General features: G+C 38.2%; 11 protein-coding genes. 9 read left to right on the forward strand and 2 right to left on the reverse strand.

The window, feature by feature from the left end; genetic code table 11:
- The first annotated feature begins 82 nt into the window (after positions 1-82).
- Positions 83-3,022, forward strand: a complete 2,940-nt coding sequence (locus MM236_RS11260) for a SusC/RagA family TonB-linked outer membrane protein (protein ID WP_241275085.1) — start codon at positions 83-85, stop codon at positions 3,020-3,022.
- 13 nt (positions 3,023-3,035) lie between these two features.
- A complete protein-coding gene (locus MM236_RS11265; protein ID WP_241275086.1) occupies positions 3,036-4,487 on the forward strand; it encodes a RagB/SusD family nutrient uptake outer membrane protein in 1,452 nt (483 codons plus the stop codon).
- Between the two features lie 101 nt (positions 4,488-4,588).
- On the opposite strand, the gene MM236_RS11270 is transcribed toward MM236_RS11265, so the two are convergent.
- A complete protein-coding gene (locus MM236_RS11270) occupies positions 4,589-5,014 on the reverse strand; it encodes a DUF4372 domain-containing protein (RefSeq protein WP_241275087.1) in 426 nt (141 codons plus the stop codon).
- 542 nt (positions 5,015-5,556) lie between these two features.
- Here MM236_RS11270 and MM236_RS11275 point away from each other — a divergent pair.
- The 7 genes from MM236_RS11275 (at position 5,557) to lpdA (ending at position 18,666) form a co-directional block, all read left to right on the forward strand.
- Complete coding sequence (locus tag MM236_RS11275) at positions 5,557-8,778, forward strand: SusC/RagA family TonB-linked outer membrane protein (RefSeq protein WP_241275088.1); 3,222 nt, start codon at positions 5,557-5,559, stop codon at positions 8,776-8,778.
- A 19-nt stretch (positions 8,779-8,797) separates the two neighbouring features.
- Positions 8,798-10,441: a SusD/RagB family nutrient-binding outer membrane lipoprotein gene (locus MM236_RS11280; RefSeq protein WP_241275089.1), complete on the forward strand. Its 1,644-nt coding sequence runs from the start codon at positions 8,798-8,800 to the stop codon at positions 10,439-10,441.
- Between the two features lie 11 nt (positions 10,442-10,452).
- Complete coding sequence (locus MM236_RS11285; RefSeq protein ID WP_241275090.1) at positions 10,453-11,427, forward strand: hypothetical protein; 975 nt, start codon at positions 10,453-10,455, stop codon at positions 11,425-11,427.
- A gap of 177 nt (positions 11,428-11,604) precedes the next feature.
- The gene (locus MM236_RS11290) at positions 11,605-12,348 is read left to right on the forward strand and encodes a hypothetical protein (RefSeq protein ID WP_241275091.1); all 744 of its coding nucleotides are present in this window, start codon (positions 11,605-11,607) and stop codon (positions 12,346-12,348) included.
- 340 nt (positions 12,349-12,688) lie between these two features.
- The gene (locus tag MM236_RS11295) at positions 12,689-15,490 is read left to right on the forward strand and encodes a 2-oxoglutarate dehydrogenase E1 component (protein WP_241275092.1); all 2,802 of its coding nucleotides are present in this window, start codon (positions 12,689-12,691) and stop codon (positions 15,488-15,490) included.
- A gap of 111 nt (positions 15,491-15,601) precedes the next feature.
- Positions 15,602-17,146, forward strand: coding sequence for a 2-oxoglutarate dehydrogenase complex dihydrolipoyllysine-residue succinyltransferase (gene odhB / locus MM236_RS11300; RefSeq protein ID WP_241275093.1), 1,545 nt, complete (start codon positions 15,602-15,604; stop codon positions 17,144-17,146).
- Positions 17,147-17,268: 122 nt separating this feature from the next.
- On the forward strand, positions 17,269-18,666 hold the full coding sequence (gene lpdA, locus MM236_RS11305) for a dihydrolipoyl dehydrogenase (RefSeq protein WP_241275094.1): 1,398 nt from the start codon (positions 17,269-17,271) through the stop codon (positions 18,664-18,666).
- A 719-nt stretch (positions 18,667-19,385) separates the two neighbouring features.
- Here lpdA and MM236_RS11310 read toward each other — a convergent pair.
- Positions 19,386-20,417, reverse strand: coding sequence for a helix-turn-helix transcriptional regulator (locus MM236_RS11310; RefSeq protein WP_241275095.1), 1,032 nt, complete (start codon positions 20,415-20,417; stop codon positions 19,386-19,388).
- Positions 20,418-20,438: the final 21 nt, after the last annotated feature.

Raw genomic sequence — 20,438 nt, forward strand, 5'->3', positions numbered from 1 at the left:
ATCTCAGTTTTTAAAACATGAATTATATTGTAGTTAGCATTTTTTAACATAAATTACGAACAAAATCAAAAATTAATTATTTATGAAAAAAGTTTTACTCATTGTTTTTACGCTTTTTGCATTCACTTTTAATGGGAATGTTATAGCGCAACAGCAACAAGTTACAGGGACAATCTTGTCAGCTGATGACAATTTGCCGCTCCCGGGAGTCAATGTCCGTGTGAAAGGAACATCACGGGGAGCGATATCTGATATAGATGGACAATATTCAATTCAAGCTTCTGCAAATGAAGTTTTGGTTTTTTCTTTTGTAGGTTTTACTACAATTGAAAGAGCGCTAGGGAACAATAATATTGTAAATGTCACATTGGAAATGGATGACAAAATCCTAGGTGAGGTGGTAGTGACTGGGTACAAGACGCAGAATGCCAGAGAGATATCTGGTTCTATCAATGTCGTGTCAGGAGAGCAGATTAGAGAAGTTCCAATTGCATCTTTTGATCAAGCCCTACAAGGTCGTGCACCAGGTGTTTTGATTCAGGCGAATTCCGGTCAACCAGGAGCTGCCGCAAATGTAACGATCAGAGGTAGAGGAACCATCAATGGCTCCAATAACCCCTTGTATATCTTGGATGGTATCCAGATTTCTGCAGCAGATTTTGCTACACTGAACCCAAATGATTTTGAATCATTTTCAATATTGAAAGATGCAGCATCTACTTCAATATATGGTTCTAGAGGGGCAAATGGTGTTATCGTAATTACAACAAAGAAAGGTAAAAGTGGAAAGACAAGAGTTAATTATGATTTTCAGTTTGGAGTTTCACAAGCACCAACTCATCCTGAAGGTGTGATGAACACCGATGAAAAATTGGATTACGAGTTGGCAAATGGGAATCCATATGGTTGGACTGATGCAGAGTTGGCGGAATTGAGACAGACCAATACGAATTGGGAAGATGTATTGTTAAGGACTGGTTATACCCAAAACCATCAAATCTCAGCAGCTGGAGGAAGTGAAAATACCACATTCTTCTTATCAGGATCTGTTTTTGATCAGACAGGTACCGTTCCAAACACTGATTTGAGAAGATATACCGCAAGGATGAATGTAGAAACAAAAGTTAGCAATTTTACTTTTGGGATGAATATTTCTGGAGGATACTCTAAGTTCAACAATACATTGGAAGGTGACTCTTTTATTGGGTCGCCATTGAATGCAATCAGATGGTCAAACCCATATGAAACACCTTATCAACAAGATGGTGGATATACACAATTGGTTTCGGGACAACCAAACGCTCTTCAAGAACTGCTAGAAAATCAGACTTTGAGAAGTCAAATAAAAGGTGTAGCTATTGGCTTTGTTCAATATGACGCACCTTTCTTGGAAGGACTTTCTGTTCGTACAAACTGGGGGATTGATTATACCCAAAATGAGATTCAGCAATTTCTTGATAGATCAACCTACAGAGGCTCTATTGCTCAAGGAAATAATGGTAGTTTGGAAAGAGGGTTAGCAAGAAATTTCAGATATACAGGTACTACATCAATTTCCTACAGAAAGCAAATTAATGAAGACAATGAGTTCAGTATTTCACTTTACAATGAAATAATCGAAAATGACTCTACTCAGTTTGGTTTCACAGGTTTTGGTCTTGTTGGTCCCTTTTCCAATGAGGCAGGTATCACACCAGGAAACCCGTTGAATGGCTATATCCCTGTTGTAAGAGGAAATGGCGGTCAAAATGCATTGATTTCTTACTTTGCTGATGGTACTTATGGTTATAAAGGAAGATACTTCCTGAATGCAGGTATTAGAAGGGATGGTTCTTCTCGATTCGGTGCAGACAATAAATATGCGACTTTTGGTTCTATTGGTGCTAGCTGGATCATCAGTGATGAGGAGTTTATGCAAAGCTTACAGGGCAATTTCTTCAACGAAATGAAATTGAAGGCGAGTTATGGTACTGTAGGTAACCAAGAGGGTATTGGTAACTTTGATTCAAGAGAGCTATTTGGAAGATCAATTTACAATGGTATTGGTGGTATCGGCTTAACAGGACTTCCAAACCCAGCTTTGAGATGGGAAAAGCAAAAAATGTTCAACATTGGGCTGGAGTTTGCATTGGCAAATGGCAGGATTAATGGTATTTTCGAATATTACAATAATCAGACTGATGACTTATTCCTAAATAGACAGCTTTCAAGAACTTCAGGCTTTAATTCACAAAACACCAATATCGGTAGTATGAGAAATAGGGGTTACGAAGTGTCCTTCATCGGTACTGTAATCGACAAGCCAGATTTCAAATGGGAATTGAATGCAAATTTGACATATAACCAAAACGAGGTTCTTTCATTGGTTGGAGATCAGAATGAGTTTATAGATGGGGATTTTATCACAAGGATAGGAGAGCCAATCAATAGCTTATATTTGGTTAGATTTGCAGGAGTAGATCCCGCAAATGGTGATGCACTTTACCTTAATGCAAATAATGAAGTGACGAATGTGTATAATCCAGCAGACAGAGTTGTGCTGGGTACAACGGACGCTCCTGTTTTTGGTGGGTTTGGTACTTCTTTGACAATCAAAGGCTTTAGATTTGATGCGTTGTTTAGTTACGTATCTGGTAATAATCTTTATAATAACGACAGAAATAATATCGAAAACCCTGCTTATTTGTTCGATAACTTATCAAAAGTGATGATCAATGAATGGAGGACACCTGGACAAATTACAAATATTCCATCTGCAGACAATCCGTTCTTCTCTGGTACAAGTAGATTTGTTGAATCAGGGAATTTTGTAAGGCTTCGAAATGTAAACTTGTCTTATTCTCTGCCATCCACTTTGACAGAGTCACTGAAGATAGCATCGCTTAGAGTATTTGTACAAGGTCAGAACCTGTTGACTTTCACGGATTTTAGAGGTTTTGACCCTGAGCTTTCCGGAAATCTTATCGGATCTCAGTATCCGGCACTAAGAACAGTTACTTTGGGAGTTAATGTTGGGTTTTAAATAATTGGAATTTATGAAATTGAAATATATAATATTTGGAATGGCTATTACGGGTGCTTCAATGTTTGCAGCCTGTAACAGCGTCATCGACATCGAACCTGAATTTGTGCTTGATGGGAGTCAAAGATTCAACAATCTTGATGATTATGAATTTGCACTGATAGGTACTTATGCACAATTCAGATCTACAGCTTATTATGGCAATGCATCTGGTCCTGCGGGTGGTTTTTCGACCATGCCAGACATGATGTCTGACAACCTTACAGAAACTGGTGAGTCTTTAGCCAACTTTAGACAGCTTGTGAATTTTGATTATGCTGCAGACAATACAGCAATAGAAGGTCTATGGACGGCCGCTTATAGAATCATTGCTCAAGCCAACATTACACTTAGGGGAATAGATGAATTTGCTTCAGAAAATCCTGGTCAATATAATAGAGTGAAAGGACAAGCTTTGGCGATCAGAGCATATGTTCATTTCGATCTTTTGAGGTATTTTGGTGATGATCTTTCAGTAAATTCAACTTCTTTGGGAGTGCCTTACAAGACAGAATTCAATCAAGATAATATTGCTAGACCAACAGTCGCTGAGTCTTGGCAAAACATTTTTGCTGATTTGGCTGAAGCAAAAACATTGCTTTCTGACACTGATAGAGCTATCAATTCTTCTGGAAACTTCACTTTGAGAGCCAATATTGACGAAATCACAGTAGATGCCATCATGGCAAGAGCTTATCTGTACTCAGGGCAGTATCAGCAGGCTGCAGATGCAGCTACTGATGTAATCGACCAAGTTCCATTGGTTTCAAGAACTAGTTTTGCTGCAATTTGGAGAGATGAGAATGTTGGTAGTACAGAGGTGATTTGGAGCTTACCCTTTAATTCAGGAGAAGGAACTCCTGCTACAAATGTGTACTTCCCAAGTGGAAATAGATCCTCTTTTAGGCCTTCAGAAGAAGTGATTGGTCAATTTGATCAGCAGAATGATATCAGATACAACGCCTACTTTAGAACTATAGGAAATAGGACAGTTGTAAGCAAGTTTCTTGGAAAAGGAAGTTTGAATGATGGAATAGTAAACTGGAAAGTTATAAGAGTTAGTGAGATGTATCTAATAAGAGCAGAGGCTTACACCAATATTCCAGGCAACGAATTGAATGCTTTGACAGATTTGAATACCCTTCGAGCTTCTAGAATTGAAGGTTATGTGCCTGCAGTATTGGCTGGAGAGGCACTTGTTGACGCGATCGAGCTTGAGCGAAGAAAAGAATTATTTGTCGAAGGGCACAGATTCTTCGATATAAAGAGGACTACAAGAAACTTGGTAAGGTCAGATTGTGGTACTAACTTCACGACATGTACGCTTGCTCCAGATAATAGGGCTTGGGCTTGGCCAATTCCAATCGGAGAAATTATCGCCAATGACCTGATAAGCGAAAGTGATCAGAACCCTGGGTACAATTGATTCAAATAAGATTTAAGGATTTTGGAAAGGCTGATAGGAAACTATCAGCCTTTTTGGTTGTCTAGGAGAGTGTTTCAAAAGCTTTTTGGAAACCCACCTTCCTATTTTAATATGGAATCAAAAACGTCAACACGGTTGGGGTCTACCTCTCCACTGATATCGAGCCAATTTCCTACCAAAGATGTCTTGTAGTATGAATACAATTCTTTGTATAGTTGCTCAAAAAGACGATAGATGCGCTTACGGTTTGCATCAGAAAGGGGGCTTCTGGCAGGTAGTAGCTTCATCCCAAAGGGAATAAGCTTGGTTATGATCACGCCGATGTTTTTGAATACCTTTCTAAGACTGCTGTTCTTGGTCATTACGTTATAAAACATACAGATAAAGTGATCATCTTTTTTGAGTTTCTTGTAATACCTATCCGCGCATTCCTGCTTAACAATAAAAGTAAATAGCTCTTTGAGAATAAGAGATAGGAGTAGTGGGATTATCTGATGCTCAAACAATAATTTGTTAAGAACTTGCATTATGTTGTTGTTTCTTGGTCGAAACAACAGTATAAAAAAGATTGGTAAGCTCCAAAAGGGCTTCCCATCTTTGATTTTTGTATATTCTAGAATTTTGGTTTTTATCTTATAGTAGTTCTCGAATGAAAGTAGATTTCAACATTAAATTTTGTGTGAATTTTTTATGAAAAATAAAATCATACCCACTTAGGGTAAAGATGCGTATATGTGAGTGAAAATATATTTTATAACTTCATGATTTAAAATAATAACAATTGAAACAAAAAAATAACCAATTATCTGATTGAAAATATATTAATATTTTGTTTTATTCCAAATAATATATGGATAACCTAAATGAAGTGTCTGTGTTTGTATGTTTTACTTCATAAAATAAAATAATCTTTTTTGATTTTTAAATAACGAATGGTTATTAATTATTTTTTAATATGTGATTATAAATTTATAAAATTTTAAAAAACCAAGAAATTCCTATTTAAGAGTATGGTTTTGTGATTTGATTGATTAGAGCAATATTTACTAATTAACAAAACTAATACCTTATGAGAAAAGCGTTACTTTTATTGTTTGCTGTCTTTGCTTTTGGAATAAATTCCGAGGTAATGGCTCAGCAAAAAACAGTCACCGGAAAGGTGATTTCGGAGGAAGATGGTCTTGGTTTGCCAGGAGCAACTGTTCTTGTAAAAGGTACCACCATTGGGACTACAACTGACTTGGATGGAAATTATTCTATTTCAGTACCGGAGGGGGGCAATGTACTGGTTTTTTCCTTTGTAGGTTTGGCTACTCAAGAGATAGTCATTGGTAATCAGTCAAACATAAATGTTACATTGATGACTGATGCGGAACAATTATCAGAAGTTGTTGTGACAGCTATCGGTATTGAAAGAGAAAAAAAGGCACTTGGATATGCAGTGACTTCTGTTGGGGAAGAGCTGATCTCCAATCGACCTGAGGCCGATGTATCACGTGTTCTTCAAGGAAAAGTAGCTGGTGTAAATATTACAGCTACCAATGGTACAACTGGTGCAGGAACGAACATTGTCATCAGGGGTTATTCCTCTGCTACAGGTTCCAATCAGCCTTTGTTCATAGTAGATGGCGTGCCCTTCAACTCAGGAACCAATGCACAAAACGCCTTTAATCAAGGTGGTGCTGCTACTTCTAGTAGATTTTTGGATATTGATCCAAACAACATTGAAAGTGTCAATGTCTTGAAGGGGCTTTCTGCAACGGTTTTGTATGGGGATCAAGGAAGAAACGGTGTAATGTTGATAACTACCAAAACTGGTGGAAAAAGAAAAGCTGCTGAAGTTACATTGAACCAGTCTTATTTTGCAAATCAGGCGGCTTCGTTACCGACTTATGGACAAGAGTATGGGAATGGTTTTCAACAAGAGCCTGGATTCTTCTTTTCTAACTTTGGGCCAAGAATGGATGAAGGGAGAACTGTAGCACATCCAATAGCAAGCTCTTCTGTAGCAAATATCAGGGATGCCTTTCCTCAATTTTTTGATCCTGATGGAAATCCGATAAGATATGATTACAGAGCCTATGATGACCCTAGCAAAGTGTTTTTTAGAACAGGTAATATCCATAATACTTCCTTACAAGTTTCTGGAGGAGCTGAGACTGTTTCTTATAATGCGAGTTTTGGATATACCAATGAACAAGGCTTCATCCCAAACAATGACATGGAGAAATTCAATTTTGGCTTGGGAATTACCGCCGCGGTATCAGATAAGTTGACAGCAAAATCGAATTTCACTTTTGCAATTACAGATCTTTCTGCACCTCCTATCAATGCAGCATTTGGATCAGGGCCTGACGGAGGAATTCCTTCTGTACTTGCACACGTTCTTTACACTCCAAGGTCTGTAGATTTGGGTGGTTTACCTTATGAAAACCCTATAGATAACAGTTCTGTGTACTTCAGGTCAGGAAATGACATCGTTAATCCACTTTGGGCGGTTAAGTATTATTCCAATGTGAGTAAGGTAAACAGGTTCTTTAATTCTACTTCATTGAATTATGATTTTTCAGATAAGTTTGCTTTGACTTACAGACTTGGTTTGGATACTTATACTGAGACACAGGAGCAAAGATTGAATAAAGGCGGACCAAGTTCAAATGTCAATGTTCAAAATGGTTATTTTAGGTCTGTGGATATTAGAAACACAATCTGGAATCAAGATTTAGTGTTAAGTTTTAATGAGCAGCTGTCTGAAAAACTTAGTTTAACAGCCCTGGTCGGAGGAAATTATAGATATGATAGCTATCAGCAGACAGGTATAGCTTCTTCGGGCCAATTGGCTTTTGGATTATTCAGACATACTAATTTTGAAGCTTCTTCTTCTCGAGATGCATTTAGTGGACTACCTTTAAATGAGACTGAGGAGCAAAGAAGAATGGGGATTTACTCGCAAATAACTCTAGATTATGATGATTATTTGTTTTTGAACCTTTCTGCTAGAAATGATTGGACATCCACCGTTGAGCCTCAAAACAGAAGAATTTTATATCCAGGTGCATCAGTGTCTTTTATACCAACAGAAGCATTCAATATGAACTCTTCTACTTTGAATGACTTGAAGCTAAGATTGGGATATGGTACATCAGCTGGTTTTCCAGATCCATACAGAACAAGAACATTAATAAACCAAAACGCGAGAGGATTCGAAAGAGGAGGCACGATTTATCCTACACAATCATTAGGAGGTGTAGCTGGTGGTGGCGTGTTTTTGGGTAATCCTGACTTGAAACCTGAGTTGATTCAGGAAGTTGAATTCGGTACAGAGGCTGTAATGTTTAACAATAGGTTGAGGTTTGATCTCTCACTTTATGAAAAAAACACAAATGACCTAATTACATTTGCTCCAATAGACCCTGCATCTGGCTTTAGTAGAACAGCTTTGAATATCGGTAGAATAAGGACTAGAGGGGTGGAGTTTCAAGCAACTGGCTCGCCGTTAAAATCATCAAATGGTTTTACATGGGAATCTACTGTGAACTGGGGTCTTTATAGATCAATTACCATGGAGTTAGGAGAGGGTTTAGAAGAAGTATTGGTTGCCGGATTTAATGATTTGGGAAATTTCGCCATACCTGGCGAACCCTTTAATGTTATGAAGATGACAGGTTTGCTCAGGGATGAGCAGTCTGGACAGCCAATTGTATTGCCAACTGGTGATTATGCCACTACTCCAGGTCCAGTTATCGTTGGTGATCCAAACCCAGATTGGGTTGGTTCATGGATCAATACTTTTAGATACAAAGGGTTTAGCTTGAATGTCATGTTGGAATATAGACATGGTGGGGATATCTACAGTAATACTGTGACAGCTACACTTGCTAGGGGGGTGACAAAAGATCCAGTAGCTGATAGAGAAATGACTTTTATTCTTCCAGGGGTAAAGCAAGATGGAACACCAAATGATATTCAGGTGACTGCTTCAAATTATTTCTTCAACAACTACCATGGAGACCCAAGGGAACCAAATGTATTTGATGGAAGTACAATCAGATTGAGAGAATTGTCACTTGGATATGAAGTTCCGCAGACACTTGTGTCTAGAACTCCTTTCAAAAGAGCTTCAGTCGCAATAAGCGGGACAAACCTATGGTTTAGAGCCTTGAATTTTCCTCCAAACATGAATTTTGATCCTGATGTTTTGGGTCTTGGTGTGGGTAATGGACTTGGTTTTGATTTTGTAACGGGACCAAGTTCCCGAAGATTTGGTGGTACAATAACCCTAACATTCTAAACCTCAAAATTTGAAGATTATGAAAATTAAAATATATAGCCTTTTGCTTGCAATGATGCTTATCATAGTAAGTTCATGTGATCTTGATTTGTTGGAAGATCCAAATGTGCCTTCGATAAATACAGCAAATCCTACCTTTATCACTACAAGAGTTCAAGTAGATTTTGCAAGATTCTTTGAATCTACTGGTTTTCATGGCATGAGATTGACTAGGATGATCAATCAAAACCAAAACAACTATCAGTCAGCTTATGTAGCAGTGACGTTCGATCCTATTTGGGCAAGAGCCTATCAGGATATCTTAAATGACATCAAGTTGCTTGAGCAGTTAGCACAGGATAGTGATATTAATTATGATTATCATTTAGGCATTGCGAGGACATTACGAGCATATGTATTGATGACCTTGACAGATGTTTTTGGTGAAGTCCCTTGGTCAGAAGCTTTGGATCCTCTGACAACAAGAAGTCCTAGAGTGGATTCAGGTGAAGATGTTTACCAAGCAGCTATGGTTTCATTACAGCAGGCAAAGGAAAGTTTTAGTGGTGAAAGACCTATTGTACGGCCTGTTGACCTTTTTTATGGTAATGATGAGGAGAAATGGCTTAAATTAATCAGCACTTTGGAATTGAAATATTACTTGAATAGAAGGTTAATAGACCCTTCTGGAAGCAGAATTGCTATCAATTCCTTGATTGGGGCTGATAACTTTATTGGAGAAGGAGAAGATTTTGTTTTCAGATATGGAACAAGTCTAAATGACCCGGATTCGAGACATCCAAGGTTCGCTGCTACTTATACAGCTGGGGGTGGTGACTATCAGTCCACTTGGTATATGTATAATTTGATCGAAGAAGGACCTAAGCCATTTGATGATCCTAGGGTTAGGTATTACTTATATAGACAAGTAACAGCTAATCCTACTGATCCCGATAAGCTAAGATGTCTGGGAGAGATTGCCCCAGGACATTATTTGGCAGGAGGATATCCTTTTTGTTTGCCTGGAAGTAGGGGATATTGGGGAAGAGACCACTTGAACAATGAGGGTATTCCGCCTGATGGCTTGGAAAGAACCGTTTGGGGGCTTTATCCAGCTGGAGGCAGATATGATAATGATTCTGGAACTCCTGTAAATAACCCTAGTTTGGGTAATCAAGGAGCCGGGATTCAACCAATCCTTTTGTCTTCATTTGTCGATTTTATGCTTGCAGAAGCCGTTCAGGAAGGTGATGCAAATGGTAATGCTAAAGAATTGTTGCTTTCCGGAATATCAAAGCATTTGAATTATGTTAGAGATTTTGCTGAAGGGTCAAATGAAGCAGGGACAATAGAAGCGTTTGATCCAAGAGAAGAGTATGACGAAAAAGTTGAAGAGTATTTGGCTTACATAGAAAGCGAATTTGAAAGTTCCTCAACGCCAATGCGGATAATAGGAAGAGAATACTGGTTGTCTTTGTATGGAAATGGTATTGAATCTTATAATCTATACAGAAGAACAGGGCAGCCAAATGGTATGCAGCCAGGCTTACTTCAGGACGCCGGCCAATTCCCAAGATCTTATTTGTATCCAAATGATTATATGGTGACAAATATCAATGCTAATCAAAGAGCATTTACCGATAGGGTTTTTTGGGATAACAATCCAGCAGGATTCATTTACTAGAAAAGAAAGATATGAAAAACATAAATAAAATATTTGGAAAGGGTGCACTCTTGGTATTATTGATCAGTGGCTGTACCGATTTTGTAGATCCTGTGATTCCTTATAAGGATTTTGATACAGGGGCTTATCTAAGAACTATAGAAAGAACGAGTGATTCATTTAATTTCTTTGATTTGCCTAGTTCTAATTTTGCGTTGATTTTGGAGTCAGTAGATGGGAATGATGGTTTGAACTTACGAAGTGTGGAAATCAGAGTGAGACATCGAAGGTTGATTCCTGATGTTGGCTTGGAATATTTGCCAGAGATCGGAGATGAAGACCGTTTGGTATTGACCTTGTCAGAAAATGATTTTTCACCAAATTCAGAATCTAGATTTACAAGAGCAACTTTTTCTATACCTGCAGCTGATGCAATTACCGCTGTTGGATTGTCTGAAGAAGATATAGAGCAAGGAGATGTTTTTGAATTTAGATTGGTTTTGACAGATAATAAAGGTAGAGTATTCAGTAATCACAATAGAAGTTCTGATGTAGCGGGAGGAAACTTCTATGCTTCGCCATTTTTCTACAATGTGACTGTAGTATGTCCTTCTAATTTAGATGGAACCTTTAATTTTACTACGACCAACATCTCGGCAGGAACTGGGGGGAATGCTGGTGCATGCGGAGGAACTGTATCTGGAAAAGTTGTGCTTGAGCAAACAAGTGCTGCACAATATTCTTTATCAGATGCTTCTTTTGGAGTATTTGGTTGTGCTTGGAACGATGATCCGCCCGCAGGTAGCTTGAGGTTAACGGATGCTTGTGGTTTGTTGCAGTTTACAGGTACTGACAAATACGGAGATCCTTATACTATCACAATTGTCAGCAATGATGGGGCAAGCCTAACGTTTAATTGGGTAAATGCATATGGAGATGGAGGAACTACTACCTTGACAGCAGATGATGAGGATTTCGTTTTTCCTGATAACTTGAGAACAAATTAGAATTCATTCAAAACTCAAAGAGGCTATTCTTAAACGAATAGTCTCTTTATTATTTTATGATGAATAAATTGAGTGGATCAATATCCCAATGGAGTTTTTGTAGATTTATCGTTTAAAATTATTCCACATAATGTTCAATTAATGCAGATAAATAAAATTTTTAAAAAATACAGGTTAATGTTCTTTGTATTTGGCATCTTAACTTGTGCTTTCGAATATTCTTTTGCTCAACATGAGTCCGTTCAGAAAATCGTGAGAGCGACCAATATTCAGGAAATGTTTAGAAATAGGCCCAATTTTGTAGGTGGGAATTCAATTTATGGAATTGCAGAGACACCGAAATGGGTGGAAGGTACTTACTTTTTGGATCCAAATTGGAAAAGAGGGTCGATCTTTCTTTACGAAAACGATGAGTTGTTGATTGATTATTTTATCAGATATCAAATTGATGAAAATCAGATCGAGGTTATGGCTTTTGAAGATGGGCGAGTTGTGAAAATAAATGGAGATAAAGTAAAGAGTTTTGTGAGCGTCGATTCTGTGACAAAGGCAAAACGAATTTTCATGAATCAAGCGAATTTTCGTAAAGATGAAGATAATTTAGTTGGCTTTTTTGAATTGCTAGTTGAAGGAGATATTACTCTAGTCAAATTAACAACAGCCATTTATAGAAATTCTAATTACAACACGGCATTGATGATGGGAGAGAAAAATGATAGGATTGTTAAAAGAGATACTTTTTATTTTATTTCAAACGACGTAGTCACTTTAATTCCCTCAAAAATGAAAGACTTTTTGGAAATTTTTGAAGATCGAAAAAGTGAAATAAGAAAATTCATCAATAGGTACAATGTAAATATAAAAGAGGAGCTTGGATTAATTAGGGTCTTTAATTTTTACAAGCAGAGAGAAGGTGCTTAACAGAAGGTTTAATGTGAGTTTAATTGGAAATTTAAGATTATTTTACCTACTTTCTCAGCTAACCTTGGCCTTGGTCAAAATTAAATTCATTTTTTAAAAATTAATAACTTTGATATATTTTAAATGTTTAGCAAAATAGCATTTCTAAAAATTTGTCCTTTTAAATTTTTCAGTATTATATTTTGATTGAAAGGGTCATTTAATTAAAGATGTCAAGTTTATTCTGATTCATAAATAAACCTTATCTATAAGACAATAAGATATATTCGTATAAACGAATAAACAGTTTTCTAATAAAAACAATCCTAAGTACATTTGTAACATTAGCAAAAACTCAATCATGGATAAATATTCCTATATCGCCAATGCACATGTAGCTTACATCGATGAGCTATACGCAGATTACAAAAACAACCCAGAGGCAATAGACCCTAGCTGGAAGACATTTTTTGATGGATTTGAATTTGCCATAACGCAATATGGTGAGGACGAAAACGGAGGTGCCCAAGTATCTTCTGCTTCCAATCAAACAAAACCTGCTGCGAATGGTGCCCTTGCTACTAGAGGTACCATTATGGACATGGAACAACTGCCAAAGGAAATCAAAGTTCGTGCTTTGATTCATGCGCATAGATCCAGAGCCCATCTTCGCTCAAAAACAAACCCTGTAAGGGAAAGAAGAGATAGAAAGGCCTTGATCGATTTGGAAGATTTCGGTTTGGACCAAAATGATCTGAATACTGAATTTCAAGCTGGAAACGAGATCGGAATCGGTGCAGCAAAGCTTTCCAAAATCATCGATTCTCTAAAAACTATTTATGAAGGGCCTATGGGCTTCGAGTATCTCTACATTAGGGATCCCGAAATGCTCGATTGGTTGAAAACAAAAATTGAGAAAGAAGCACTTTCCTTCAACCCTCCGACAGAAGAAAAGAAAAGAATTCTATCCAAATTGAATGAGGCGGTGGTTTTCGAAAACTTTTTGCATACAAAATACCTCGGCCAGAAAAGATTTTCCCTAGAAGGTGGAGAAAGCACAATTCCATTTTTGGATGCTGTCATCAATAAAGGTGCTGAACTTGGAGTAGAGGAGGTCATGATTGGAATGGCGCACAGAGGAAGGTTAAATGTCCTTGCCAACATCATGGGCAAAACTTACGAGCAGATTTTTTCTGAGTTTGAAGGTACAGCAAAGCCTGACCTGACAATGGGTGATGGTGATGTAAAGTACCACATGGGTTATTCTAGTGATATTACTACTATTGACGACAAGAAAGTAAACCTCAAACTAGCGCCAAACCCTTCTCACTTGGAAGCTGTAAACCCAGTAGTTGAAGGTTTTTTAAGAGCAAAAATTGATTCTCAGCACAAAGGAGATTCTACCAAAGCCCTACCGATATTGATCCATGGAGATGCGGCAGTTGCTGGACAGGGGATTGTGTATGAAGTTACACAGATGGCTGGTTTGAAAGGTTATAATACCGGAGGGACTATCCATTTTGTGATCAACAATCAAGTTGGATTTACTACTGATTTTGACGACGCAAGATCTTCTATCTATTGTACAGATGTTGCCAAGATCATTGATGCACCGGTCATCCACGTAAATGGTGATGATGCCGAGGCGGTGGTTTTTGCGGCAAGACTTGCAGCAGAATTCCGTCAGAAATTCAATAAGGATATTTTTGTCGATATGGTGTGCTATCGTCGTCACGGGCACAACGAATCTGATGAACCTAAATTCACGCAACCTGAACTTTACAATATCATTTCGAAGCACCCAAATCCAAGGGAGATTTATGTAAAAAGACTTTCTGAAAGGGGAGATCTTGATGCCAAAATCGCTAAGCAAATGGATGCTGAGTTTAGACAATTGCTACAAGACAGGTTGAATTTGGTAAAGGAAAAGCCACTTCCATATCAATTCACAAAATTTGAAAAGGAATGGCAATCACTGAGAAGGTCAACGCCAGAGGATTTTGACAAATCACCTGAAACTTTCATTTCTGAAGAAGCAATCAAAAAAGTAGCAGACGCAATCACTCAAGTACCAAAAGGTTTCAAACCTATCAAGCAAATTGATATTCAGCTGAAGCAAAGAAAAGAGATGTTTTTCAATGCAAAATCATTAAACTGGGCATCTGCTGAGTTGCTTGCTTACGGGTCTTTGCTATTGGAAGAAAAAACAGTTAGGATCACAGGACAAGATGTTCAAAGAGGTACATTCTCCCATAGACATGCTGTAGTTCATGATTCCACTACCAATAAGCCTTACAATTTCCTAAAGGAAATGAAGGATAGCAAAGGTCAATTTAGCATTTACAATTCCTTGCTCTCGGAATATGCTGTTTTGGGATTTGAATATGGATATGCAATGGCTAGTCCAAACTCCTTGGTTATCTGGGAAGCTCAGTTTGGTGATTTCGCCAATGGTGCACAGACCATGATTGATCAGTTTATCTCTTCTGGAGAATCCAAGTGGCAAAAAATGAATGGCTTGGTCATGTTGCTTCCTCACGGATATGAAGGTCAAGGCCCTGAGCATTCCAATGCCAGACCAGAAAGATTCTTGCAGCTTTCTGCTGAATACAATATGGTGGTAGCTAACATCACAGAGCCTTCCAACTTCTTCCATTTGCTGAGAAGACAAGTGGCTTGGGAATTTAGAAAACCATGTATAGTAATGTCTCCAAAATCACTTTTGAGACATCCTAAGGTTGTTTCTCCTATTGAAGAGTTTACATCGGGAGGTTTCAAAGAGATTATTCTTGATAGTACAGTCAAAGCAAAAGATGTGAAGCGAGTGATTCTTTGTTCAGGTAAAATTTTCTATGACCTAGAAGAAGTAAGGGAAAAGGAAAAAGTAAAAGATGTAGCTATCATCAGAATAGAGCAACTTCACCCACTTCCTAAAAAACAAATGCTTGATGCCATCGCCAAATACAAAGATGCTGAAGTAGTTTGGGTACAAGAAGAACCTGAAAATATGGGATACTGGAATTATATCTTGAGAATGCTCTACAAAGAGCTTCCAATGGATGTGATTGCAAGGAAAATGAGTGCTTCCCCTGCTACAGGATACAATAAAGTCCATGTGGAAGAACAATCCAATATCGTAAGAAAAGCATTAAAACTTTCATAAAACCCCTAGCCAGCTTTTAAAGAAAAGCTGGCTTAGGTTTAATTTAAATTTATTCATGTTAAATTAACCTTAAATTCTGCAATTGAATTTGGGGGTAAAAAAGAAAACACAATGAGCCTAGAAATCAAAGTCCCTACCGTTGGGGAATCTATTAGTGAAGTGACAATTGGACAGTGGTTCAAAAAAGACGGTGACTTCGTAGAAATGGACGAAGTGATCTGTGAACTGGAGTCCGATAAAGCAACTTTTGAATTGGCAGCAGAGGCTGCTGGAATATTGAAAACCAAAGCAGCTGAAGGCGATACTTTAGAAATCGGAGCAGTGATCTGCGAAATCAACACCGACGGACAAGCTGGAGGAAAAATCGAAAAGTCAGACAAACCAGCTGAATCATCGTCTTCTTCTTCTGGAGGAGGCAAAACTGGTGAGGTCAAAGATATGATTGTACCTACAGTTGGAGAATCAATCACTGAGGTGACTTTAGCAAATTGGCTGAAAGCTGATGGGGATTATGTTGAGTTGGATGAAATCATCGCTGAGGTTGATTCTGATAAAGCTACTTTTGAACTTCCTGCTGAAGCAAATGGTATTTTGAGACATGTTGCCCAAGAAGGCGATACTTTGGAAATCGGTGGTTTGATCTGTAAGATTGAAGTAATGGAAGGTGGAGCACCAGCTTCTGAAGATACTCCTGAATCAAGTGCAAAGGAATCAGCAGGTAGTTCTAGTCCTTCTGGAAACGAAACCTACGCTACAGGCCATGCTTCTCCGGCAGCTGCAAAGATCCTTGCAGAAAAAGGAATCAGCGCCAACGAAATCAAAGGTACTGGCAAGGACGGAAGAATTACAAAAGAAGATGCCGAGAAAGCTGAAAAATCAGCTCCAAAGCCAGCAGCTAAGCAAGCTGAATCCAAAAAAGAAGAAAAACCTGAAGCTGCACCTAAAGTAGCCGGATCAAGAGATAGCAGAAGGGAGAAAATGACTTCCCTTAGAAAAACTGTTTCCAGAAGATTGGTTTCTGTGAAAAATGAAACAGCCATGTTGACCACTTTCAATGAAGTGAATATGGGGCCAATCATGGAAATGAGAAAGAAATTCAAAGATCAGTTTAAGGAAAAGCATGGTGTAAACCTTGGTTTTATGTCATTCTTTACCAAAGCAGTTTGCGTGGGATTGCAGGAATGGCCAGCAGTGAATGCACAGATTGACGGAAATGAAATCGTTTACAATGATTTCTGTGATATTTCCATTGCCGTGTCTGCGCCAAAAGGACTTGTCGTGCCTGTAATCAGAAATGCAGAGGCAATGAGCTTTGAGGAAATCGAGAAGGAAGTAGTGAGATTGGCTACAAAGGCAAGAGACAACAAATTGTCAATTGAGGAAATGACAGGAGGTACATTCACATTGACCAATGGAGGTATCTTCGGATCCATGATGTCCACTCCAATCATCAACGCACCTCAGTCTGCTATCCTAGGGATGCACAATATCGTAGAAAGACCGATGGCAGTAAATGGTGAAGTGAAAATTTTACCGATGATGTACTTGGCACTTTCCTATGACCACAGAATCATCGATGGCAGAGAATCCGTTAGCTTCCTGGTAAGAGTAAAACAACTATTGGAAGATCCAACGAGATTGTTGTTTGGAGTTTAAAAAAGGATGAATTAGGAGGGTAGAGGGATGAATAGCTCCTCTACCTTTTTATTATAAAATCAAGTTTTAATTTGGGAGATGCAAGTCTTGTTTCTTGAGTCTCACATCTAATGTCTAAAAATATGTACGACGTAATCGTAATCGGCTCCGGTCCAGGAGGATATGTTGCTGCTATCAGAGCAGCCCAATTGGGGTTGAAAACTGCCATAGTAGAGAAATACCCAACACTTGGAGGGACATGCTTGAACGTTGGATGCATTCCTTCAAAAGCACTTTTGGATTCCTCCGAACATTATCACAACGCTGCCCATACTTTCAAAACCCACGGGATCAATCTGAGCAGCTTGAAAGTTGATATCAAACAGATGATTGCCAGAAAAGATGATGTTGTAAAGCAGAATGTCGATGGTATTCAGTATTTGATGAAGAAAAACAAAATTGATGTACATCAAGGTTTGGGTTCCTTTGTAGATAAATCCACCATCAAAGTAACCAAAGATGATGGCTCTTCCGAGAATATCCAAGGCAAAAACATCATCATTGCAACGGGTTCTAAACCTTCTACACTTCCTTTTATCAAGTTGGACAAGAAGAGAGTCATTACTTCTACAGAAGCCTTGAACTTGAAAGAAATTCCAAAAAACATGATCGTAATCGGTGGTGGTGTGATTGGAATGGAATTGGGGTCTGTGTATGGCAGAATGGGAGCGAAAGTTTCTGTAGTCGAGTACATGGATTCACTTATCCCAACTATGGATAGAACAATGGGTAAGGAATTACAAAAGTCTTTGAAGAAATTAGGCTTTGAATTCTACTTGAAACACAAAGTGGTGGAGGTAGAAAACAAAGGGAAAGAAGTAGTAGTCAAAGCGGAGAACTCTAAAGGAGAAACTGTAGAGCTGAAAGCTGATTATGTGTTGGTTTCTATTGGTAGAAGACCTTACACTGATGGCTTGAATGCAGAAGCTGCTGGAGTGAAAATCACAGATCGTGGTCAAGTGGAAGTTGACGACCATTTGAGAACGAATGTATCGAACATCTATGCTATAGGAGATGTAGTGAAAGGTGCAATGCTTGCTCACAAAGCTGAGGAAGAAGGTACTTTTGTAGCTGAAGTTATTGCAGGACAGAAACCACATATCAATTACAATCTTATTCCAGGAGTAGTTTACACTTGGCCTGAAGTGGCTGCAGTAGGTTTTACTGAAGAGCAATTGAAGGAAAAAGGTATTAAATATAAAACCGGCAAGTTCCCATTCATGGCATCTGGAAGGGCAAGAGCTTCTATGGATATTGATGGATTGGTAAAAGTATTGGCAGATGCTGAGACAGACGAAATCTTGGGCGTGCACATGATTGGCCCAAGAACAGCAGATATGATTGCTGAAGCAGTTGTCGCCATGGAATTCAGAGCCTCAGCAGAGGATATTTCCAGAATGTCGCACGCACATCCTACCTACACAGAAGCATTCAAAGAAGCATGTTTGGCCGCTACGGATAATAGGGCACTACATATCTAACAATTTTTTTCTTGCTCCAAATAGCAAGATTATCAAAATTAGAGCAGGGAGAGGTAGTTTCAAGCTATGTTTTCCTGCTTTTTTTTATTCACCCCAATTTTGTCAATTCTCGTTAGGGTTTTAAACTAAGTTAATCCACAGCTAAGTCAAGCTAGTGTAAATCAAAACTGTCTTTGTCTTTGAAAATAATCGTCCGTCCCTACGAGACTTTTGTCAATCTTGGGATTTCTAAGTCAGTGGGTTGAAACCCACTGTTACTAGATCGTTTGTGCCGCTGGCACTATGAGGCAAGCATTTTGATGTTTGATTTAGACCAAGATAGCTAGCTGCTGGAAAATATACATCAGCTCCATAGGAGCGACCGATCTATTAGTCATGGATTTCAATCCATGACAAGGAGATGTCATCCAAACCAGAAGTCCCGTAGGGATGATCGATACAGTATGGGGCCGATTGGCAAATTTCTATGTTAATTTTAAAAAACGAGATTGGAAGCAGGCGATGTCCGTCATTGGTTGGGGGAAAATAAAAAAAAAATTATATGTGTATCCGCTTTCTTGCACGTAGCCAAACAATAGATTTTTGGAGGATCGATTTGTATGTTATGTTGACTGTTGACAATTTTCCGGTGACGAGAATCCGCAACACATAATACCTCTTCTTACCCTACGTGCAACATTGCGGATACTCATAAAAATTTATCACTCAAGAAGGAAAAGCTATTTCTTAATATCCTTTGGCAATATCCCGAAGGCTTTTTTGAAAGCAGAGGTGAAATGGGTCGCGTGATTATAGCCCAATTCCTCGGCGATTTCTACAATTTTCAGGTCAGTTTCCATGAGCTTTTTTCGTGCCAGCTCCATTTTATAATCTTGCAAAAGTGCAAAAGCGGTCATGCCAAAAGCTTCTTTGAATTTTTTCTTAAGATCAAATTCATTCGTCCCTACCATGTTCGCCAAGTCTTTCAGACTAGGGGGATTAGACATTCTTTGGATTAAGATTTCTTTTGCCAAGTTCATTTTTTCTAGATCCATTTCGCTCAAAGGAGATTTTTTGAAGTCATGGATGTTGTCAAATTCATTCATCAATAAGATGACGAATTCCAAGGTTTTCAACTCTACATAATGACTCAAAAAACAGCCTGAGTATCTTTTTGTGGTAAAGTCTTGGATCATGGCTCGCAAAGTAGTACTGATCGAAATGTTGTTTGGAGAAAATGACTCGCCTTGGCCATGTTTGATTTTTTCTATGAAATCAGCAATCCTCAAATAGAAATCAGGAAAGTTTTTTTCCAAAAAACCTAAATGAATATTGAAAACTAAAACCTCAAAACCATCTACTGATTCGTTTTCTATGGCAATTTCATCACATTTATAATAAATGAAATTGGCAGTGAGTGGATTGATTTGGTAGATGGTTTTATTGTTTTCCTTTAAGTTGTACCTTAATTTGCCCTTCAGACAAAAGTTAACCTGTATATAATCAGGTCGTGTTTTTATAATTATAGTGTTTTGTTTATTGGTTATGCTTTTGGCGTAGCAATAATATATTTTCTCGGACAAAAATTCCTGACCAATTACACCTTCTTCTTTTATCTCTTTAAATAGAAGTTTGTTAGACGAAGTATCGGTAGAGACTTGCCAATACTCGCTCTTTTCCTGACCTTTTGGATCAATTTTATCTAAAAGTCGTTCAAATTGCTTTGTTTCTTTTTCTCCCTCTTTCGTCATTTTAATTCCCTTAAGGGTCATTAATCAAGTAATTCATCTTTT

Origin of the sequence: Belliella calami (genome assembly GCF_022549695.1) — a bacterium.
Classification (GTDB): domain Bacteria; phylum Bacteroidota; class Bacteroidia; order Cytophagales; family Cyclobacteriaceae; genus Belliella; species Belliella calami.